The 21,496-nt window shown below is 38.2% G+C and carries 18 protein-coding genes and 1 riboswitch; of the genes, 17 read left to right on the top strand and 1 reads right to left on the bottom strand.

All coding sequences use genetic code 11. From position 1 onward, the window contains the following. Positions 1-24: 24 nt before the first annotated feature. Positions 25-540 (bottom strand): GNAT family N-acetyltransferase, encoded by a 516-nt coding sequence (locus WC623_RS12990; protein ID WP_372851675.1) that lies wholly within the window; start codon positions 538-540, stop codon positions 25-27. 280 nt (positions 541-820) lie between these two features. Here WC623_RS12990 and kdpF point away from each other — a divergent pair, with 280 nt between their 5' ends. The 17 genes from kdpF (at position 821) to WC623_RS12905 (ending at position 21,490) form a co-directional block, all read left to right on the top strand. Beyond that, entirely contained in the window at positions 821-898 is a 78-nt protein-coding gene (kdpF, locus tag WC623_RS12985) for a K(+)-transporting ATPase subunit F (RefSeq protein ID WP_157263106.1), read from the top strand. Positions 899-910: 12 nt separating this feature from the next. After that, positions 911-2,629 (top strand): potassium-transporting ATPase subunit KdpA, encoded by a 1,719-nt coding sequence (gene kdpA, locus WC623_RS12980; RefSeq protein WP_372851673.1) that lies wholly within the window; start codon positions 911-913, stop codon positions 2,627-2,629. A gap of 10 nt (positions 2,630-2,639) precedes the next feature. Further along, entirely contained in the window at positions 2,640-4,673 is a 2,034-nt protein-coding gene (kdpB, locus tag WC623_RS12975) for a potassium-transporting ATPase subunit KdpB (RefSeq protein ID WP_372851671.1), read from the top strand. Between the two features lie 56 nt (positions 4,674-4,729). Next, positions 4,730-5,296 (top strand): K(+)-transporting ATPase subunit C, encoded by a 567-nt coding sequence (locus WC623_RS12970; protein WP_372851669.1) that lies wholly within the window; start codon positions 4,730-4,732, stop codon positions 5,294-5,296. Between the two features lie 13 nt (positions 5,297-5,309). Further along, positions 5,310-6,380, top strand: coding sequence for a porin (locus WC623_RS12965; protein WP_372851667.1), 1,071 nt, complete (start codon positions 5,310-5,312; stop codon positions 6,378-6,380). 202 nt (positions 6,381-6,582) lie between these two features. Beyond that, positions 6,583-7,713, top strand: coding sequence for a sensor protein KdpD (locus tag WC623_RS12960; RefSeq protein WP_372851665.1), 1,131 nt, complete (start codon positions 6,583-6,585; stop codon positions 7,711-7,713). 73 nt (positions 7,714-7,786) lie between these two features. Next, positions 7,787-9,541: an ATP-binding protein gene (locus tag WC623_RS12955; RefSeq protein WP_372851663.1), complete on the top strand. Its 1,755-nt coding sequence runs from the start codon at positions 7,787-7,789 to the stop codon at positions 9,539-9,541. 464 nt (positions 9,542-10,005) lie between these two features. Continuing rightward, entirely contained in the window at positions 10,006-10,650 is a 645-nt protein-coding gene (locus tag WC623_RS12950; RefSeq protein WP_372851661.1) for a DUF6266 family protein, read from the top strand. Positions 10,651-10,718: 68 nt separating this feature from the next. Beyond that, positions 10,719-10,910, top strand: a riboswitch (cobalamin riboswitch). A 177-nt stretch (positions 10,911-11,087) separates the two neighbouring features. After that, positions 11,088-13,406 (top strand): 5-methyltetrahydropteroyltriglutamate--homocysteine S-methyltransferase, encoded by a 2,319-nt coding sequence (metE, locus tag WC623_RS12945; RefSeq protein WP_372851659.1) that lies wholly within the window; start codon positions 11,088-11,090, stop codon positions 13,404-13,406. 54 nt (positions 13,407-13,460) lie between these two features. Then, on the top strand, positions 13,461-14,474 hold the full coding sequence (locus tag WC623_RS12940) for a beta-ketoacyl-ACP synthase III (RefSeq protein ID WP_372851657.1): 1,014 nt from the start codon (positions 13,461-13,463) through the stop codon (positions 14,472-14,474). Continuing rightward, a complete protein-coding gene (locus tag WC623_RS12935) occupies positions 14,475-14,861 on the top strand; it encodes an acyl-CoA thioesterase (protein WP_372851655.1) in 387 nt (128 codons plus the stop codon). Positions 14,862-14,934: 73 nt separating this feature from the next. Further along, the gene (locus WC623_RS12930; RefSeq protein WP_372851653.1) at positions 14,935-15,303 is read left to right on the top strand and encodes a hypothetical protein; all 369 of its coding nucleotides are present in this window, start codon (positions 14,935-14,937) and stop codon (positions 15,301-15,303) included. Positions 15,304-15,460: 157 nt separating this feature from the next. After that, entirely contained in the window at positions 15,461-15,907 is a 447-nt protein-coding gene (locus WC623_RS12925) for a hypothetical protein (protein WP_372851651.1), read from the top strand. Next, positions 15,907-16,545, top strand: coding sequence for an SCO family protein (locus WC623_RS12920; RefSeq protein ID WP_372851649.1), 639 nt, complete (start codon positions 15,907-15,909; stop codon positions 16,543-16,545). Before WC623_RS12925 ends, WC623_RS12920 begins: the two co-directional genes overlap by 1 nt. A 292-nt stretch (positions 16,546-16,837) precedes the next feature. Continuing rightward, positions 16,838-17,410: an RNA polymerase sigma-70 factor gene (locus WC623_RS12915; RefSeq protein ID WP_372851647.1), complete on the top strand. Its 573-nt coding sequence runs from the start codon at positions 16,838-16,840 to the stop codon at positions 17,408-17,410. A gap of 45 nt (positions 17,411-17,455) precedes the next feature. Beyond that, a complete protein-coding gene (locus WC623_RS12910; RefSeq protein ID WP_372851645.1) occupies positions 17,456-18,232 on the top strand; it encodes a hypothetical protein in 777 nt (258 codons plus the stop codon). Between the two features lie 150 nt (positions 18,233-18,382). Then, a complete protein-coding gene (locus WC623_RS12905; RefSeq protein WP_372851643.1) occupies positions 18,383-21,490 on the top strand; it encodes a SusC/RagA family TonB-linked outer membrane protein in 3,108 nt (1,035 codons plus the stop codon). The last annotated feature ends 6 nt before the right edge of the window (positions 21,491-21,496 follow it).

Genomic DNA, 21,496 nt, shown 5'->3' with positions numbered 1-21,496 from the left:
GGTTCCAGCAATTGAAGAGAATTGTTATTTTTCAATCTGATAGACAAACTTCAGGTTTGATGCCTCACCTGGTTTAGCAGAATCCTGTTCTGCCACTTTCTTCGCGCCAATTTTGCTGAGTGCCATTTGCGAACGAAGGTTTGTAGAGCCAACATGGAAATACACTTTGTCAACCTGTTGAAAAATATAATCCATCATGAGTTTTTTCACAATAGGATTCATACCTGTACCCCAGTATTTGGTAGCATAAAAAGTGTAGCCAATAAAAATGCTGTTCTCTGCATTATTGTAATCATAAAAACGAGTACTCCCTGCAATTTCGCCAGTACTATTATCAATAATTTTAAAAGCTCCCTTGCTGTTGATGGCTTCATTAAAAAAAGCCTTAAAAACTTCTCGTTTCCATCTATCCCTGTTGGGATGTTGTATCCATATTTCAGGATCTGAAGCTACATTAAAAAGCCCTTCAAAATCATCGTTTGTTAAAGGGATTAGTTTTATCCGTCCGTTTTCTAGTGTTGGTTGTATCGAGATGGTCATTGTAAATATTTCATTGGTTAAATATACCAAAACGACAAATAACCCTTCCAAAATGGAAGGGTTATTTGTTTCTTAAAACAAGTAGTCTTTGTGTTTTATTGTTTTGTTGACTGTAATTCAGTGGTTTACGCCTGGGTAGACAATGGTGGTATGCCAATTGGCAATAAGCATTTAAAATAAACAAGACAATTATGTTAACAATCGTACTTCTTCTTGCCCTGCTACTGATGTGCTGGGTATTCTACAAATCTATTGACTGGTTCGAAAAAATCTAAAAATTATGATCGCATTACTCATTGTCGCAATCGCAGTATTTATCTATATGGTATACGTGCTGATTAAACCCGAAAAATTTTAATTAACTATTATTATGAACACTGAATTACTTGGCATTATTACCACTTACGGTCTGACTTTACTGGTTGGAATACCACTGGGTATCTATCTGGCAAAGATGTTCGCAGGTGAGAAAGTCTGGACAGACTTTCTAAAACCCCTTGAAAAAGGTATCTACAAATTATCCGGAATTAATCCGGAAGAATCAATGAACTGGAAGCAGCATATGAAAGCGCTGTTAACCATCAATATGGTATGGTTGGTATACGGTTTTTTTGCATTAATTTATCAGGATAAACTTCCTTTAAATCCAGATGGTAACCTGGGACAGTCGCCCGATCTGGCCTTCAATAGTATCATTAGTTTCGTGGTAAACTGTAATCTACAGCATTATTCAGGTGAAAGTGGTGCAACTTACTTTACACAGCATTTCGTATTCATGTTTTTACAGTTTGTAAGTGCTGCTACTGGGATCGCTGCGGCGGTAGTCTTATTTAAAGCTTTCCGGGATAAAACAACTACGAGTCTTGGTAATTTCTGGGTATTCTTTACACGTTCCATTACACGTTTACTATTACCACTTGCTGTAGTGGTAGCGATTATTCTAGCTTTCAACGGAACTACAACCAGTTACGAAGGTAAAGATCAAATCATTTCCCTTCAGGGAGATACAGTCAGTGTTTCCAGAGGGCCTGCCGCTGGTTTCGTAGCCATCAAACACCTCGGTACAAATGGTGGTGGTTGGTTTGGGGTAAATGGGTCACATCCAATAGAAAATCCAAACTACTTAACCAATATGGTAGAAGTGATATCTCAGGTGATCATCCCTATAGCCATGATCTTTGCCTTTGGATACTTTATCCGCAGAAAGAAAATGGCATGGGTAATCTTTGGAATTATGACCCTGGGGATGATGCTTTTACTTGTGCCTACGGTCATTAGCGAAACCGGAGGAAGTCCGGCAATTGCTAAAATGGGCATTTCTCAGGAGACAGGAGCAATGGAAGGTAAAGAGGTTCGATTTGGACCGACGGCTACAGCTTACTGGAGTACTGTAACCACCATTATCTCAACAGGATCAGTTAACTCCATGCACGACAGTTCAATGCCATTAACAGGTATGTTGCAGTTGATTGCTATGATGATGAACTGCTTTTACGGAGGCTGTGGGGTTGGGATTTTGAACTACTTTATCTTTATCATCATTGCGGTATTTATTTCCGGGTTGATGGTGGGGCGAACACCTGAGTTTCTTGGGCATAAAGTAGAGGCCAGGGAAGTTAAAATTGCTTCTATCATTGCACTGCTACATCCGTTTATTATCCTGGTTGGAACTGCGCTGGCCGCATATACCGTTACCTATTTTCCCGATGCAGACTGGGCTGTTAAGCCCGCTAACTGGCTAAATAATCCCGGTTTCCATGGCTTCTCTGAAATGCTTTACGAGAACACTTCAGCAGCTGCAAACAACGGTTCTGGTTTTGAAGGACTTGGTGATAACAATATCTTCTGGAATGTATTGACTGGCTTTGTACTGATCCTTGGACGTTTCCTTCCAATTATTGGCCCTGTGGCAATTGCAGGATTATTGGCTTCAAAAAAATACATCCCGGAATCTGCAGGAACCTTAAAAACAGATACGTTAACATTTGGTATAATGACTTTCGTAGTCATCGTGATCATTGCAGCACTTGCCTTTTTCCCTGCTTTGACTTTAGGTCCCGTAGCGGAATATTTTACCCTAATTAAATAATAGAATTATAATGAAAACAAAATCTAATATATTATTTGAACCTGCTTTAGTAAATACAGCATTAAAGCAATCCTTTATCAAACTTGATCCACGCTTGATGATCAGAAACCCGGTCATGTTTACCGTAGAGATAGGAACATTTGTGATGCTGTTTGTTACACTTTATTCTATCGGGAATAGTAGTCAGGGCTCTTTCGGATATAACTTTGTAGTGTTTATTGTTCTGTTGCTAACTGTTCTTTTTGCGAATTTTGCAGAAGCTATAGCGGAAGCAAGAGGAAAGGCTCAGGCCGACAGTTTACGCAAAACAAGGGAAGAAACACCTGCAAAAGTGGTATTGAGCAATGGGAAGATTGAAATGCGCTCTTCCAATCAATTGCAAAAAGGAGACGTTTTCATTTGTGAAACCGGAGATACTATTCCTACAGATGGGGAGATCATTGAAGGGATTGCAACGATTGATGAATCGGCCATCACAGGAGAGTCAGCTCCCGTAATCCGCGAATCAGGTGGAGATAAATCTTCTGTAACGGGGGGCACAAAAGTACTTTCAGATCAAATTAAAGTACAGGTAACCACTAAGCCGGGAGAAAGCTTCCTTGATAAAATGATTGCGCTTGTAGAAGGTGCTTCGCGTCAGAAAACCCCTAATGAGATTGCATTGACTATTCTGTTAGCTGGTTTTACACTGGTCTTCATTATTGTATGTATCACCTTAAAACCTTTTGCAGATTATGCGAATACGCCAATTACAATTGCAGCATTCATCTCTCTGTTTGTCTGTCTGATACCAACAACCATTGGTGGTTTGCTTTCCGCTATTGGTATTGCCGGAATGGACAGGGCGCTAAGAGCCAATGTAATTACCAAATCGGGTAAAGCAGTGGAAACTGCCGGAGATATCGATGTGTTGTTACTAGATAAAACAGGTACGATCACAATTGGGAACCGTAAGGCTTCCAACTTTTATCCTACTGCCGGAATTGTGATTAAAAGCTTTACTGACGCCTGTGTATTAAGTTCATTGGCAGATGAAACACCAGAAGGAAAATCGATTATTGAGCTGGCTGCTTCACAGGATGATAAATTGATTACTACAGCACCTGCAGGATCTAAATTCATCAAGTTTACGGCCGAAACCAGGTCGAGTGGTTTAGATACAGCAGACGGTAGAAGGATTAGAAAAGGTGCATTTGATTCGATTCGTAATATGGTGCTGACTGCAGGGAATCCATTTCCCATGGATATCGAAGAGCAGGTGAAAAGAATTGCCAGCAATGGTGGTACACCGCTGGTAGTTGCTGAAAATGAAAAAGCATTGGGTGTAATCGAGTTACAGGATATCATTAAACCAGGCATCAGTGAGCGTTTCGAGCGTCTTCGTAAAATGGGTGTAAAAACAGTAATGGTCACAGGAGATAATCCTTTGACAGCTAAATTTATTGCTCAGAAAGCTGGTGTGGATGATTTTATTGCTGAGGCTAAGCCTGAGGATAAAATGAACTATATCAAAGAAGAGCAAGCTCAGGGTAAGCTGGTGGCGATGATGGGGGATGGCACAAACGATGCCCCTGCGCTGGCACAGGCAGATGTTGGTGTAGCGATGAATAGCGGTACACAAGCGGCTAAAGAGGCAGGGAATATGGTAGATCTGGACAATGATCCAACGAAACTTATTGAGATTGTAGAGATAGGGAAACAGTTGCTCATTACCAGGGGCACACTAACGACTTTTTCTATTGCCAATGACGTGGCGAAATATTTTGCCATCGTTCCGGCCTTATTTATTGTAGCCATCCCGGCACTACGTAGCTTAAATATCATGAACCTCCACAGTCCGGAAACAGCAATACTTTCCGCAGTAATTTTCAATGCGTTGGTGATTCCATTGTTGATTCCGGTTGCTTTACGCGGCGTCTCCTATAAGCCAATTGGTGCGAGTGCTTTACTGCGCAGAAACCTGCTGATTTATGGACTGGGAGGGGTAATTGCTCCATTTGTCGGTATAAAACTAATAGATATGGTGATTGCATTGATGGTTTAATTACTCGCTCTATATAAAATATCATTGAAATAAATACATAAATAAAGAATATTGTCATGAAAAAATACATCATACAATCGTTGAGACTAACAGGAGTACTTATGGTACTGTTGTGTATCATTTATCCATTAACTATCGCCTTTGTTGGAAAATTCAGTCCAGGCGAAGGAAGTGGCGAAAAAGTAATAAAAAATGGTAAAGTAGTGGGCTATGCATTGATTGGCCAGTCTTTTACTAAACCAGAATATTTCTGGGGCAGACCATCAGCTGTTGGGTACAATGCGGCAGGTTCAGGAGGTTCCAATAAAGGTCCGACCAATGCTGATTACCTGAAAGATGTGGAAGGAAGGATAGATACCTTGTTGAAATATCATCCTTATCTGAAAAAATCAGACATCCCTGCCGATATGGTCACTGCTTCAGCTAGTGGGTTGGATCCTGATATTTCAGAGCAGGCAGCTATTATGCAGATCAAGAGAGTTGCGGCAAACCGAGGACTTACAGATAGAGCTGTAGCGGAATTGGTGGTAAAGAATACTGAAGGACCATTGTTTGGCTTGTTTGGCCCCTCTAAAGTCAACGTCTTGAAACTTAATGTTGCATTGGACGAATTAAAGAAATAATAATTTAAAACAAATGAAAAAACTCATAACATTAGCCGTAGCCCTTTCAACAGGATCAGTTTTATACGCACAGGAAGAACCTAAGATAAAAGTAACCGGCTATCTGGAAACTTACTATGGATACGATTTTAACAAACCTGCTGATAACAACAGACCAGGATTCATTTACTCACACAACCGCCATAATGAGGTGAACCTTAACCTTGGTTTTATTAAAGGCAGTTATGACAATGGTACAATTCGTGCAAACGTAGCCTTAATGGCGGGTACTTATACAAATGCAAACCTTGCTGCCGAACCGGGTGTATTGAAGAATATTTATGAAGCGAATGCTGGCCTGAAGCTGTCTAAAACAATTAACCTTTGGGTTGATGCCGGTATATTTTCTTCACATATTGGCTTTGAAAGTGCAGTATCTAAAGATTGTTGGGTACTGACCAGAAATATCTCTTCAGAAAACACGCCCTATTATGAATCGGGTGCGAAATTGAGCTATTCAACTAATGATGGTAAGTTCTCAGCAGTGCTATTGTACCTGAACGGTTGGCAGCGAATTAATCGCTTAAATGGAAACAGTAAACCTGCGGGTGGCTTACAACTCACCTGGAAACCTACAGATAAGATTACTGTAAATTATAGCAATTATCTTGGAACAGAAGGTGCTGACGATGTGAGGGTAAAACGTTTTTACCATAATGTTTATGGAATATTTCAACTGACAGATGATTTTGGTTTAACAGTTGGTATTGACTATGGAACCCAGCAAAAAGCTAAAGGTAGTGATGATCGTAATGAAGTATTTGCGCCGGTAGCTATTGCACAGTACCGTATTGCCGACAAATGGAAAGTGGCAGGAAGGGTTGAGCATTATCAGGATAAAAATGGTGCATTTATCGCGACCGGAACTCCGAATGGATTTAAAACAACAGGATATTCTGTAAACATGGATTATGCTCCTATTAACAATGCTGTAGTACGTTTAGAAGGAAAGGTTTATGATAGCAAAGACAAAGTATTTATGCGTAATGCGAATCCGACAAATACAAATGCAGCTGTTACAGCCAGCATAGCAGTTTCTTTTTAGTTTAGTTTATACAGGGCCGGTTTTGGTGTGGCTGGTCCTGTATTATTTAAACAAAAAAGATTTGTTCTGATGTAAAAACAATTAGATGAATACAAGATATTTTACTAAACTGATGCCGGTTATAAGTGTTTGTCTAATACTGTTACTGGGAATTTGGTGTTTAATTAAAGAGGGCTATATCATCGTAAAATGGTAACATGTGATGGAAGAAGAAAATAAAGAGAGTTCTGTCCGCAAGTTTCTGGAGCTGGTAAAAAAATCCAGAAGAGGAAAATTTAAGGTCTACATCGGTATGAGTGCAGGTGTAGGTAAAACCTATAAAATGCTTCAAGAGGCACATGCATTGCTAAAGAATGGGGTGGACATACAAATCGGGTATATTGAAACGCACAATCGGGAAGAAACACATGCGCTGTTGGCTGGTATTCCTATAATCTCTCGTAGGAAACTCTTTTATAAAGGAAAAGAACTGGAAGAGATGGATGTTAATGCAATTGTTAATATTCATCCCGAAGTGGTGATTGTCGATGAACTCGCGCATACGAATGTAGAGGGGAGTAAAAACATTAAAAGATGGCAAGATGTGGTTGATATACTCGAAGCCGGTATCAGCGTCATTTCCGCAGTAAATATTCAGCATCTGGAAAGCATGAATGAGGAAATCGAAAAGATTACCGGAATCCCCATTACTGAACGAATACCCGATAAGATTCTGGAATTGGCCGACGAAATTGTAAATATAGATTTGACGGCAGATGAATTGATAGACCGCTTAAAGTCTGGAAAAATTTACGATAAGACTAAAATTGAACGCGCTTTAAATAATTTTTTTCAATCGGATAGAATACTGCAATTACGTGAAATGGCACTTAAGGAAGTGGCACATCATTTGGAAAGAAAGATCAGTATAGAGATTCCAAAGCAAATTAAGTTGAGGCCAGAACGTTTTATGGCTTGTATATCAACAAATAATGCAACAGCAAAAATAGTTATCCGAAAAACAGCAAGACTGGCCTCTTATTATCATTCTCCCTGGATTGTTTTGTATGTACAGAATACTAGTGAAAGTGGAGACCGCATAAAGCTTGATTTACAGAGACACCTAATTAATAACTTAAAGCTGGCCACTGAATTAGGAGCAGAGGTGATTAAGGTTAAAAGTGATCATATTACAAGATCAATATTAAAAATGGCTGAAGAGAAAGAGATCACTACGATATGCATAGGTAAGCCTCATTTAAATTTATTTCAAATTATCATGAGAACTGCGATTTTTAACCAACTTTTGAAAAGTATTTCAGCGACAGAAACTGATTTAGTGATTTTGAGTTAATTGTTAATGGCAGCATGCCAGGGCAGTTACTACAATTTGACGGCAAATATAAATGCAATAAAGAAACATAAAGATGAAAATAAAAACCAAACTTCGCCTCGGATTCGGATTCTTATTCGTAGTGATACTCTTTTTTGGAGGCATTTCTTTATATTATATGAATGAAATCTCCCTAAGATCGAAGGTTATTTTGAAGGATAATTATGAAACGCTCAACTATACGAGTAAGATGCGTTCTATATTGGATGAAAATACTTTGCCGTTATCAGAGCAGGCCATGGCTCAGTTTGATAAAGAGCTTTGGTTAGAAGGTAAGAATGTGACGGAGGCTGGAGAGGGAAAAGCTGTTAATAAATTAAAGGCTGCTTATAAGCAGGTTGTTAATCCTTCGTCATCTGTAAATGAAAAACATAAAGCAGTAAGTCAGGTGCGTTGGCAATTGAAGTTGATTGATGACCTGAACATGAACGCTATAGTTAGAAAAAATGCTGCTGCACAGTCTGCCATTGAAAAATCAGCTATGTATGTGATTTTTGCAGCCTCCATTTGTTTCCTGATACTATTCTCGTTTATAGTCAACTTTCCTGGATTTGTTGCCAATCCTTTACGTGAATTTTCTGAGGCTATCCATGAAATCAGTCGTAAGAATTATAAGCAAAAACTGGATTTCAAAGGTTCTGATGAGTTTTCAGAACTCGCTGATTCCTTTAATATAATGACGGCTGAATTGAATAAATGGGAAAATAGTAACCTGGCTAAAATTCAGTCTGAAAAATTAAGAATAGAAACCATTATTGAACAGATGCAGGATGCAATTATTGGGGTCAATGAGAAACAGGAAATTCTTTTCTTTAATAAAGTTGCCGGGCAGCTGCTTAATCTGGATCAACAGCAGGTAATTGGTGTAAATGCAATGGAATTGAGGAAGAGGAATGATCTGTTGAACAGAATTTTACAGGAGTCTGTTGATGATAAACCTATGAAGATTTATGCAGACCATAAGGAATCTTATTTTCAGTTGGATAGAAGAGAAATCAGCGTACCTAATTATGAGGATAACACTGATAATGCAACTGTGCAGACTGATAAAGCCGCTGGACAAGTTTATGTACTTAAAAATATCACCAAGTTTAAAGAATTGGATGAGGCTAAAACAAATTTTATTGCCACTGTATCACATGAGTTAAAAACGCCAATATCATCCATTAAAATGAGTTTGAAATTATTGGATGATGATCGGGTAGGAAAAATGAACATCGAACAAAAAGAACTGGTTCAACATATTAAAGAAGATTGTGGCCGTTTGTTAAAAATAACTTCTGAACTGTTAGATCTGGCACAGGTAGAAACAGGTAATCTACAGTTGAATTTTGTAAAAACCGACCCTAAAAAGATAGCGATATATGCTATGGATGCAGTCCGCTTTCAAGCAGAACAAAAGGCTATAGAGCTGGAACTGATCTCTAGAAATAATCTTCCTAAAATAAGTGTGGATATTGAAAAAACGGCTTGGGTATTGGTTAACTTTTTGTCGAATGCTTTACGGTATAGTGCAGAAAAATCGAAAATAGTTGTGCAGGTTATCGAAAATAACAATGTGGTAGAATTTTCTGTTCGTGATTTTGGAAAGGGTATTGAAGAACAATATCTGAAGCGTTTGTTTGATAAGTACTTTCAGGTACCTACAGACGGGAGTAGTAAGTCGGGTTCAGGATTGGGGCTTGCCATCTCGAAAGATTTTATTGAAGCAGAAAATGGTAACATCTGGGTCGAAAGTTCAATAGGGGAAGGGAGTAAGTTTTACTTTTCGTTGCCTGTTGCTGATTAAGGTTTTTACTTCCGTTTATCATAAAAAACATAAAATTTTCAAAAAAAATAGACCCATTTATCTGCGTTTAAACCGCTTTTTTGACCCTTTTTTTGACAAGGGTCCCAGACCCCTGGGGACTGGACAAAAGATTTCTTGAATTGTATATTAGCAAAACAGATTTAATTGTTAAGTCTGTTTTTTTTGTTGGCACTAGTACGTGAATCTTTTTTTTAAAAGTTTCGAGTATAACTGACTGGTATCCAGTGTTTAGTTTTATCGAGGGTTATGATTGTTATGAGTATTGTATGAGTCTCCTATGAGTCTTGTATGACTCTGTATGACCCAGGGTCATATAAAATGCGTTTAAAAGGCCTTTTTTAGCCTTTTGAATAAATAAAGGTAAGTAGTCAGTAACTGAAAGCTAAAAAATGATGAGTATAAAAGAGCAATGAATATAATAATTAACTAAAAAAGAAAACGAGATGGCAAAAATTAGAAAGGGCATATTAGGCCCTGTATCAGGAAAGATTGGTCCAATTGTGGGTGCTACTTGGAAAGGCATTCCTTATATAAGAACCAGACCTAAAAAGAAAAAGAAAAAAAACAAATTAAAAAGAAGTCCCGCACAAATAGCAGCACAAGAAAAATTGAAGTTTATGAACTTAATTTTAGTGCCTTTTCATGAATTTATTACTGTTGGATTTGCGAATGAAGCTGTGGAGAAAACTGAAATTAGTGCTGCATTTTCGGCGAACTACAACACCATGATTTCTGGGGTGTATCCTGATCTGGAGGCAGATTATAGTAAGCTGATTTTAAGTGTAGGTAAACTGCCTATGATTAATGATGTCCAAATGATCCTTGAAGATTCTGAAATGCTTAAATTGACATGGAAATCAGATGTGGTAAAAAAGACAGCCTTTAATGATCAGTTGATGTTTGTCGCTTATTCTCCTGAATTGAATATGTCATTTGGCTTTACAGGTGGCGTTAACAGAGCCTGCAAGGAATGTGATATTAAGATACAAGAACCGTTTATAGGTAAAACACTTGAAGTTTATGTAGGTATGACTTCCTTAAACAGGAAAGCCATAGCCAATAGCATGTACCTGGGTAGGATTAACTAAGGGGTGTTTCAGTATTATCAAAAGAAAGTTTTTTATAGTACCTTTACGCCAGATAAAGTTCTTTACTTTCTTCATCAACCGGTAATGGTTTTACTTAATTGTAGATTAATAGGGAATCGTGTGTAAATCACGAACTGTCGCGCAACTGTAAGTAACATAAAAGTTTTTACCCATAGTATATCCACTGTTTCGTAATCGAAATGGGAAGGATGGTAAAAATGTTACAAGTCAGGAGACCTGCCTTTATCGAATTGACTTTGCTTTCGCGATATGAAGCATGTGTAGGTTTGATGTATGATTTGGTGATACGGTGTGAGCAACATGTCGTTATCCTGGTGTTATACATTGTATTTTCATATTCTTTATTTTTCGGCAGCATTGCGAAGTTCAGCGAAAGAGCTTTTAACTGATTTTTTCATCAATTAAAAAGCAAAGAAATGCTAACAAACAATCTGGGCTACCCGCGTATTGGTAGTAAAAGAGAACTCAAAAAAGCCTGCGAGCAGTATTGGTCAGGCAGTTCAACTATTCAGGAGCTAGTTCAAACTGGTCGTGAAATTCGTAAGCAAAACTGGGAAATGCAGAAGGAAGCGGGTATAAACCTGATTCCATCAAATGACTTTTCATTTTATGACCAGGTATTAGATTTATCACTTACAGTGGGTGCTATACCCAAACGTTATCATGAAGTCATCCTAAACAAAGGGAATACAGAGCTTGATCTTTATTTTGCTATGGCCAGAGGTTATCAAAAGGATGGCTTGGATATTACAGCAATGGAAATGACCAAATGGTTTGATACCAATTATCATTATATTGTTCCTGAATTTTTAAAAGATCAGCAGTTTAAATTGTTTTCGACCAAACTGCTGGATGAATACCAGGAAAGTGTGAGGCTGGGTATTAAAACCAAGCCTGTAATTATAGGACCAGTTTCTTACCTGTTATTGGGTAAAGAAAAAGAAAGTGGATTTGATAGAATAGATCTGATCAAAAATCTTTTACCTGTTTACTTGGAATTGCTTAAGAAGCTGGAAGAGCAACATGTAGAATGGGTACAGTTTGATGAGCCATTTTTATCATTAGATCTTAAAGAGAAAGATAGAAAAGCTTTCAAATATGTGTATGCAGAAATTAAAAAGCGCTTTCCAAGATTAAAAATTTTATTGGCCACTTATTTTGGTGCTTTACAAGACAATAAGGAACTAACACTTTCATTGCCTGTTCATACTTTGCATATAGATTTTGTACGTAATCCTGAGCAACTGAAGGAGATATTAGCTGATATCCCTGCATATATGGGACTGTCTTTGGGTCTTGTAGATGGACGGAATATCTGGAAAAATGATTTTGATGCTTCTTTAACTTTGATCAGAGCTGCGGCTGAAAAAATCGGCCATGATAGACTAATGATTAGTCCGTCTTGCTCACTGATTCATTCGCCTTGTGATTTGGAACTGGAGACCAATGAAGCTGTATTAAGTGCTGAGATTAAGCAATGGTTGTCTTTCGCCCGACAAAAGATTGATGAAGTCGTTGTTTTAAATGAACTTGCATTGAACATTGAGACAGCCATTCCTAAACTAAATGTAAACAGGATAGCTAATGAAAGTAGAAGGTCATCTGATCTGATTCATAATAATGCTGTAAAGCAACGTGTAGCTGGTATTACTGCCCAGGATGATCAGCGGAAAAATACCTTTGCTGTTCGTCAGCAATTACAAAAACAGGCCCTAAATCTGCCTTTATTTCCTACAACTACTATTGGTTCTTTCCCACAAACGCAGGAAGTACGTAGCTGGAGGGCAAAATACAAAAAAGGTGATTTAAGTGCTGAGGAATACAATGAGCTAATTAAAAAAGAAACAGAGGACACAATTCGTTTTCAGGAAGATGCAGGTATAGATGTCTTGGTCCATGGAGAGTTTGAACGTAATGATATGGTTGAATACTTTGGTGAACAGCTTGCTGGTTTTACTTTTACTAAGAATGGATGGGTACAAAGTTATGGTAGTCGTTGTGTAAAACCTCCTGTGATTTATGGAGATGTTTATCGTCCTTTGCCTATGACGGTTAAATGGTCTGCTTTTGCCCAGTCATTAACCAACAAATGGGTTAAAGGAATGCTTACAGGCCCGGTAACCATATTGCAGTGGTCTTTTGTACGAAATGATCAGTCTAGATCTGAAACCTGTACACAGATCGCATTGGCAATAAGGGATGAGGTGGTAGACCTGGAGAATGCGGGTATTAAGATCATTCAGATTGATGAACCTGCAATTAGAGAAGGTTTACCCTTACGTAAATCTGATTGGCAAGATTATTTACAATGGGCCGTTCGTGCTTTCAGGATTTCTGCAAGTGGGGTAAAAGACGATACGCAGATTCATACACATATGTGTTATTCTGAGTTTAATGATATCATTCAAAATATTTCAGATATGGATGCAGATGTCATTACCATTGAATGTTCAAGGTCGCAAATGGAACTACTGGATGCATTTGCCAATTTTAAATATCCTAATGAAATTGGGCCAGGAGTGTACGATATCCATTCACCACGTGTCCCAGCTAAAGAAGAAATGGTTTTTCTGCTTCAAAAAGCACAAAAAGTTATTCCTTCAGCTCAACTTTGGGTGAATCCTGATTGCGGTTTAAAGACCCGTCACTGGGACGAAACAAAAAAAGCATTAACAGAAATGGTTTCTGCTGCAAAAGTACTGCGAGAATATGTGGAAGAAGCTGTAACTTTGTAAAAAATAAAGGCAGGGTTATGCCTGCCTTTATTTTACAGAATTACGTACGCACAAATGAGAATAAGGAAAAATGCGGTGATAACCGCGATTGGAGGTTATGTACCGGATACAGTTTTAAGTAACCATGACCTCGAAAAACTGGTGGATACCAATAACGAATGGATCATCGCAAGAACAGGGATAAAGGAGAGAAGGATTGTGAATGACCCTGATATTGCTACTTCCGATATGGCAACCTATGCGCTGCAAAGATTGATGCAGGACGGTGATGTGAATCCGGATGAAATTGATTGTGTAATTGTATCAACTTCAACTCCTGATTATGTGATGGTAAGTACTGGAAGTATGGTGTGCGAAAAAGCAGGATTAAAAAATGCCTGGGGAATTGATACTAATGCCGCTTGTAGTGGTTTTTTATATGCTTTAACATTGGGCGCGAGTATGATCGAAAGTGGCCGTTGTAAGAAGGTGGTTGTAATAGGTGCAGATAAAAATAGTGCCATTGTTAACTATACTGATCGTAATACTTGTATACTTTTTGGTGATGGTGCAGGTGCGGTTTTGCTGGAACAAACGGAAGAACCTGTTGGCTTAATGGATAGTTTCTTTAGAACAGACGGTTCTGGAAAAGAGAATCTTATTGTTACTGCAGGAGGTTCCAAGCACCCTGCAACACAAGAAACACTTGATAGCAAACTCCATTATGTACGTCAGGATGGAAGAGTGGTATTTAAAGCTGCAATTCAGGGAATGACAGATACTTGTAATGAGGTTTTGAAATCAAATGAATTATTAAGCTCGCAAATCGATTATCTTATTCCTCATCAGGCAAATTTAAGAATCATACAATCTGTAGGTGATTACCTGGGTTTATCTTCAGAGCAGGTAAAAGTAAACATCGATCGTTATGGTAACACTACTGCCGCCACTATTCCTTTGTGTTTATGGGACTTTAAAGATGATTTCAAATACGGCGATAAAATGATATTGACTGCTTTTGGTGCAGGATTTTCATGGGGAGCAACGTACCTTAAATGGGGAAAGCTTCGCCAGCCTAAAAAAGACTAAATGACTATAGAAGATAAGATTCAGAATTCGGAAACACGCATTTTTAAGGCCGTATTTCCGAATACTACAAACCACTATGATACCTTATTTGGTGGTACTGCAATGCATATGATGGACGAGGTAGCATTTATCACCGCAACTCGTTTTAGCAGACAAAGAATGGTTACGGTAAGTAGTGACCGTATAGATTTTAATAAACCGATTCCTGCCGGTACAATTGTCGAATTGATCGGAAGGGTAAGCCATATTGGCAATACCAGCTTAAAGGTTAAAGTTGAAATCTATATCGAACAGATGTATTGTGATGAAAGAGAAAAGGCCGTAACAGGAGAATTTTCTTTTGTAGCAATTGATGAGCACAAAAAGCCAACTTCAATTTTGAAGTAAATCTTCCTGAAGATAGATATATTTTCTTTTTTTATGGAGTATTGACCTTGATGATAGTTACATTTGCAGCAAAATGTCACTGAAGCCAGTTTCCATATTACTTTTGTTTAGTTTGCTAATAACTAACTTTTCAAATCTGTTTCTATTTGCAGGATTTGAATTGAATAGGAATTATATTGCAACGGAACTTTGTATGAATAAAAGCAAGCCTGAATTGCATTGTAATGGTCAGTGTTTCCTGATGAAAAAATTGAAACAAGCTCAGGAGAAAGAGGAGAAAAAAGATCGTCAATCTCAAATGAGCCACTTTCAGGAAGCATTGGTTAATTCGCCCATCGTCTTTAAACGCTATGCCGTAGTGGAGACAAAACTTCATATCCCTATTTCGATGGGAATGCCAAGAAACATTAAGAATTCTATTTTTCAACCGCCCAGAGTGTAAAATTAACCTTTCTCCTATGAGAAGGTAAATTTTAAATTATACTCCATAGCATGATGGCTTGAAAAGGGAATACTTTCTTTGCAGGATTTTTATTTTTCTTGAAGAGAGAGGCATATTTCATAGCTAATATTTTTAGTCAATATTTTATTATAAAACAATGAAAAAAATAACCGTTATATTATTTATGGCAATTGTAACAGTTGCCTGTAATCAACAACAAAAACAAGAAACAGACTATAAAGTGGTACGTGATGAAGTGATGAAATTTCATGATGTGGTCATGGCAGATCATGGCGTAATTGTAAGTAACCAGATGAAGCTGGATACCTTGGTTAAGGATTTAAAAGGGCTGAAGTTGAAATTTCCAGAGGTAGATACTGTGAAGGAGAAAGAGACAATTAATGCTTTGATCAAGGATTTGACAATTGCCGAAGATAGCATGAATGATTGGATGCATAAGTTTGAGCCAGATGTGACAGGTAAATCTAATGAGGTGGCCGTGCAGTATTTTAAAGACGAGAAAGCTAAAATTGCAACTGTTGATAGTTTGTATAAAAAAGAGATCGGTTTATCAAACGCATACCTTGAAAAATTTAAGAAGTAATGGGGAGAGGAAGTCTATATTTGGTTTTACTGCTTTCTTTACTTTTTAGTTGTAAAGCTGAGCAGAAACGGTTGCCATTTTTGCAATTGGAAACGACAGAAAAGGTTGTGGATGGAAAGACAATGATTGATTCGTCATTCAGGACTATACCGGCCTTTAAGCTGTTGAATCAGGATAGTGCAGTAGTAACAGAAAAGGACTTTAATGGTACGATTTACGTGGCAGATTTTTTCTTTACTTCTTGTCCAACGATATGTCCTGTTATGCACCGAAACTTGTTAAAGGTATATCAGAAATTTAAAGGCAACCCTGAGGTTAAACTAGCTTCTCACACCATAGATGTTAAATATGATGTTCCTTCTAAAATGAAAACATATGCTGCGAAATTGGGTGTAGAGGGAACACAATGGGAATATTTATGGGGAAGTAGAGATGAAATATATGCACTTGCTGAACGTAACTATCTGGTTTCTGCAAAGGAAGACAAAAATGCACCCGGTGGATTTATTCATCAGGGATATTTGGTGCTCGTGGATAAAGAGAAACGCATCAGAGGAGCATATGATGGAACTGTGGATAAAGAAGTGGAACAATTAATGAACGATATGGATGTTTTGTTGAAAGAATATAAGGAATAGTCGTTATTTTTTTACTAGTTTCTGTTGCAGATGATCAATTTATCATCATGATTGCCAATTTTAAAGAGTAATTGCTTTTTTTGATCCGATTTTAGGATTGTAGCTTTGAAATTTGAGATTGGCTTTTTTTATCATCAGTTTATTTGACAGATTTGAAGTGTGGTGTTGAATTTTTTAGAAAAAAATCACTTGAAATTAATAATTAAATATTAAGTTGCCATTTATATATGAATATCTAATTAAATCTAGTAATTTAGTAGAATAATTATATTGATAGCTTAATAAAAAAGCAATGTCTAAAGTGCTAATTAACGAAACGCAATTGATTACCAGGTTGAATGACGGGGATGAAGTAGCGTTTATGGAGCTTTTTGAAGCCTATTCTCCTGTTTTGTTAACCTTTATGTCAAAGTTAAACATTGATTCAGAAGACATCAGGGACATTGTGCAGCAGACATTTCTTAAGATTTGGGAAAACAGAGAAAAGCTCGATCCGAATGTGCCTTTAAAAAACTACATCATTACCGTCGCAAAAAATGATCTTTACAACAAGATACAGCGAAATATAGTAGCTAAAAAACATAATTCGTTTTTGGGAGATCATTATCAGCAAACATCTGAACACCCATCATCCGATCTGAATAAGGTGTTGAACGAAATTTTGGATACTTTGCCCGAGAAAAGGGCGAAAGTATTTAAAATGAGTAGAATTCAGGGCTATTCTAATACAGAAATAGCACAGGAGCTGGGGATTTCTAAGAGCACAGTAGAAAATCACATCAATAATTCATCATCCATAGTCAAGAAACTATTGAAAAATTTTGGGTTCATGATGATAAGCATATTTTTTTTTATTTTACCTTAGGTGCAAAGTTTCTTTCAACTGTATAGTGTATAATAAGATTGAAAAGTGGACAAAAAATTATTAAACAGGTATTTCGAAAAACGATGTTCTGCGACAGAAATGAAAGCTGTTGAGGAATGGATATTGAATCCGGAAAATCGAAGCCAGTTTGAGCATTTTTTGGTAAGCCAATGGGATAATCATGTCGATCAGCATCTTGATGTTCCTGTAGTAGCGAGGAGGAAGTCAGTACCAGTCAAATGGTGGGCTTCAGCAGCGGCGGCAATTGCGATAGTTTCGGGTGTTTATTTTTACAGTACACCACCTTTAAAAACTAAACCGCTGGCAGTTGTAATTTCGCTTCCGCAGGTTGAGCAAGTCGGTCGTAAGGCATATTTTCCCAGGGATACTTTTCAAACCAGTATTAAACCTAAAACTATTACTCATCATGAAAGAAAAACCGTCAGAAACAAATCAATTCAAATTGTAGCCGAGACAGATACCATAAGTCAGGGGAAAAAACCTCTTTTCGTTAAATCGACTAAGCTCGAGAATTTTATGGTTAACAAGGTAGCTTTGCATAAGCTATTCAATGATATCGACTCGAATAAGGCGGTATTGTTGAACCTTAATGTCCATGACATAACGTTTGAAAGACTGGCTGTATTACTTCGAGAGGAGTGTGGCATTGTGTTGGTACCTTGTAATGGGAACGGCACGTCGAAAACTTACACTGCTCGTTTCGAAGAAATTTCCCTCCCTGATTTACTGAATGACATGTCTGAAAAGATGATGTTCTCGTATTCTGTCAAAGACAATAAAGTTAAGATCTGCTTTAATTAAAGCACTTCACTTTCTGTTTGACCTTACTGTTATTAGCCTATAGCTAGCAGCTATCCTGGATGTTTTAAAAAAAAACAAATTCAGGGATGGACATCGCATGCTAAAAAAAAGGACAAAAAGGTCTGAAAATGCAACCTAAACCATTAACATATGAATAAAAAGTTTACAATAAAAATTAAAAATGGGGTCCTGATGTTCGCGCTGTTCGCGCTGTTTGGGCTGCTGGGGGTGCCTGAACGGCTTTATAGCCAGATATCTGCAACCCAGGTTCAAGCGGTTTCCAAGGTTATTGGGAAAGTTGTTGACGAGCATAAACAACCTATTCCGGGTGTTAAGGTGAGTATTAAAGACAACCCCAAGATTGCAACCACAACCAACAATACAGGAGAGTTTATCCTATCTCCTGGCAAACCCGGCGCTACGCTTGTGATTTCGAGTATCGGTTTTAAACGACAAGAGATCATCCTGAAGTCGGATTTAAAACTACCACTGCTGGTTATATTGAAAGAGTCTACCGATGAACTGAATGAAGTGGTTGTCACGGGGTATTCGACAAGATCAAAAGAAAGCTTCACAGGAAGTGCATCCACGTTTACAGGAGAGGATTTGAAAAGAGTTGGAAATAAAAACATTCTGCAAAGTTTACAGAATCTTGATCCTTCGTTTGTGCTAACGGAGAATCTATCTCTAGGTTCGAATCCCAACATGCTACCTGACATACAATTGCGCGGTCAGGCTGGGCTCGATGACATACGCGGTGAGTATTCAGGTAGCCCGAATTTACCATTGTTTATTTTAGACGGGTTTGAATCAAGTCTGCAGAAAATATACGATCTGGATATGAACCGGGTAGCATCGATTACTATACTTCGTGATGCTTCGGCAAAAGCCATTTATGGGTCTAAAGCTGCAAACGGAGTGTTGGTTATTGAAACTCTCGCTCCTAAAGAAGGAAAGCTGCGCATCACGTATAACAGTAACTTCAACGTAGAAATGCCAGACCTTACTTCCTATAACCTGACTAATGCCTCGGAAAAATTGCAGGCAGAGCGAAACGCTGGAAGATATACGTCTGCAACACCACTCTTACAGCAGTTTTTAACGGAGCAGGCTAACTTGATCGAATCAGATATTGCTCGTGGCGTAGATACCTATTGGCTTTCGAAGCCACTACGTGTGGGTTTAGGAACGAAGCACGGTTTGTATCTGGAAGGTGGTGATGCGAACATGCGTTATGGGGTTGACTTGAATTACAATAATCTGGTGGGCGTAATGAAGGAATCTAAACGCGACAATATGGGCGGGTCTATCAATCTCTCTTACAGGAGTGGGAAAGTGAGTTTCAGAAATATCCTAAACGTGAATTTCAACAAGTTAGTTAACTCTCCCTACGGAACATTCGGGGAATACACAAAGTTGAATCCTTACTGGGCACCGATTGATGAATTTGGCCGGATCAATAAAATTCTGGGACAGTTTCAGCCATCTGCTACAGCTCCAATCAAATATTACTATAATCCTCTTTACAATGCCACGTTGAATACCAAAGACTTTTCAACTTACACAGAAGTTACAGAAAATTTTTATACGGAATGGCAGCCTACTAAAGCACTGAGGATAACAGGTCGTGTTGGTTTTACGCAAAACCGTAACGGATCTGAGTTGTTTTTTCCGGGAGACCATACCAAATTCATCGCGATGACCGGTGATGATTTTTACAGACGTGGTACGTACAATATAACAGATGGGAAAAGTACGACATTAAATTCAGACGTTTTTGCCAATTGGAACAAGACATGGGGCAAGCACCTGTTGCTGGTCAATGGTGGTGGAAATCTGGGTTCTACTCAGGCACAAACTCATGGAATGGCAGCTGAGGGTTTCTTGAACAATCGGGTAGATTTTATCACTTTTGCGGCGCAATACGCACAAAATGGCGTGCCCAACGGTTCAGAAAATATTCAAAGAGAGATTGGTATTTTGGGTTCTGCAAACTATTCTTACGATAACCGTTATTTGTTAGACCTGAGTATCCGAAGAAATGCCTCATCTGTATTTGGTGCGAACAACCGATGGGGAACATTCTGGTCGGTTGGTTTGGGTTGGAACCTTCATCATGAAAGCCTCATTAAAAACCTCAATATATTTGATATGTTGAAAATCAGGGGATCGGTTGGTTCTACGGGAAGCCAAAGTTTCAATCCTTATCAGGCGATGGCGACTTATACTTTTTTTACCAATAGCACTTATGATAATATTTCAGGTACCTATCTTGCTGCTTTGGCAAACGATAACCTTCGCTGGCAACAAAAAATAGACAACAACATTGGTTTGGATATCAATATGCTGAAACGCCTTAACATTCGTCTGGACTACTATATAGCCAATACTAAAAATCTGCTAACGGATCTAAGTTTGCCACCATCAACAGGTTTTAGTACTTACAAAGATAATTTAGGCTCATTGCAAAATAAAGGCTACGAAGGTACGATCAGCTATCAGTTGTACCGAGATGCGAAAAGCCAGTCTTACGTATCAATATTTGGCTCATTTGCGCACAATAGCAATAAGGTTACCAAGATATCTGATGGATTAAAGCAACTTAACAGAGAACAACAAGAGCGTACCGACAACCTCAGTGCTCCGATTATACGCTTCGAAGAAGGGCAATCTATGTCATCTATCTGGGCTGTTCCATCATTGGGTATTGACCCGGCAACGGGGCGTGAAATTTTTCGTGCAAAAGATGGCAGTACAACCTATGAATGGAATCCTAATGATCAGATTGTTGCTGGTATAACAGATCCTGCATTAAGGGGGAATTTTGGTGTCAACCTGGAATACAAAGGCTGGGGACTGAGTGGCACATTCCGTTACACCATAGGAGAGGATTATTACAATTCAACGTTAGTCAGCCGCATAGAAAACGTGAACATCGAGAATAATGTGGATTACAGAGTTTTTAACAATACCTGGTTAAATGTGGGCGACAAAGTTCCTTTTAAGAAGATTACAGTGAATCCAATTGTGACCCGGGCTACAACAAGATTTATTGAAAACAAAAGTGACCTTACACTTTCTTCCGTAAATGTATATTACGACTTCAAATGGAAAAATTTAAAACGGATAGGACTTCAGAACCTGAAGTGTTCGTTGCTCATGAATGAAGCATTTGTCCTTTCAACTGTTAGAATTGAAAGAGGTACTGACTATCCGTTTGCTAGAACATTCTCCTTCTCATTACAAACTACATTTTAATCCAAG

It is taken from the genome of Pedobacter sp. (assembly GCF_041645105.1).
In the GTDB taxonomy this organism is placed as follows: domain Bacteria; phylum Bacteroidota; class Bacteroidia; order Sphingobacteriales; family Sphingobacteriaceae; genus Pedobacter.
Note: the sequence above shows the minus strand (reverse complement) of the source record. Positions and strands in the feature narration are given on the sequence as shown.

What these genes read in the sequence shown, in the direction of transcription:
- kdpA (WP_372851673.1), top strand. Translation starts at nt 911, where the DNA reads ATGAACACTGAATTACTTGGCATTATTACCACTTACGGTCTGACTTTA.
- WC623_RS12940 (WP_372851657.1), top strand. Translation starts at nt 13,461, where the DNA reads ATGAGAATAAGGAAAAATGCGGTGATAACCGCGATTGGAGGTTATGTA.
- WC623_RS12965 (WP_372851667.1), top strand. Translation starts at nt 5,310, where the DNA reads ATGAAAAAACTCATAACATTAGCCGTAGCCCTTTCAACAGGATCAGTT.
- kdpF (WP_157263106.1), top strand. Translation starts at nt 821, where the DNA reads ATGATCGCATTACTCATTGTCGCAATCGCAGTATTTATCTATATGGTA.
- WC623_RS12955 (WP_372851663.1), top strand. Translation starts at nt 7,787, where the DNA reads ATGAAAATAAAAACCAAACTTCGCCTCGGATTCGGATTCTTATTCGTA.
- WC623_RS12915 (WP_372851647.1), top strand. Translation starts at nt 16,838, where the DNA reads ATGTCTAAAGTGCTAATTAACGAAACGCAATTGATTACCAGGTTGAAT.
- WC623_RS12920 (WP_372851649.1), top strand. Translation starts at nt 15,907, where the DNA reads ATGGGGAGAGGAAGTCTATATTTGGTTTTACTGCTTTCTTTACTTTTT.
- WC623_RS12950 (WP_372851661.1), top strand. Translation starts at nt 10,006, where the DNA reads ATGGCAAAAATTAGAAAGGGCATATTAGGCCCTGTATCAGGAAAGATT.
- WC623_RS12960 (WP_372851665.1), top strand. Translation starts at nt 6,583, where the DNA reads ATGGAAGAAGAAAATAAAGAGAGTTCTGTCCGCAAGTTTCTGGAGCTG.
- WC623_RS12970 (WP_372851669.1), top strand. Translation starts at nt 4,730, where the DNA reads ATGAAAAAATACATCATACAATCGTTGAGACTAACAGGAGTACTTATG.
- WC623_RS12925 (WP_372851651.1), top strand. Translation starts at nt 15,461, where the DNA reads ATGAAAAAAATAACCGTTATATTATTTATGGCAATTGTAACAGTTGCC.
- WC623_RS12930 (WP_372851653.1), top strand. Translation starts at nt 14,935, where the DNA reads ATGTCACTGAAGCCAGTTTCCATATTACTTTTGTTTAGTTTGCTAATA.
- WC623_RS12990 (WP_372851675.1), bottom strand. Translation starts at nt 540, where the DNA reads ATGACCATCTCGATACAACCAACACTAGAAAACGGACGGATAAAACTA.
- kdpB (WP_372851671.1), top strand. Translation starts at nt 2,640, where the DNA reads ATGAAAACAAAATCTAATATATTATTTGAACCTGCTTTAGTAAATACA.
- metE (WP_372851659.1), top strand. Translation starts at nt 11,088, where the DNA reads ATGCTAACAAACAATCTGGGCTACCCGCGTATTGGTAGTAAAAGAGAA.
- WC623_RS12905 (WP_372851643.1), top strand. Translation starts at nt 18,383, where the DNA reads ATGAATAAAAAGTTTACAATAAAAATTAAAAATGGGGTCCTGATGTTC.
- WC623_RS12935 (WP_372851655.1), top strand. Translation starts at nt 14,475, where the DNA reads ATGACTATAGAAGATAAGATTCAGAATTCGGAAACACGCATTTTTAAG.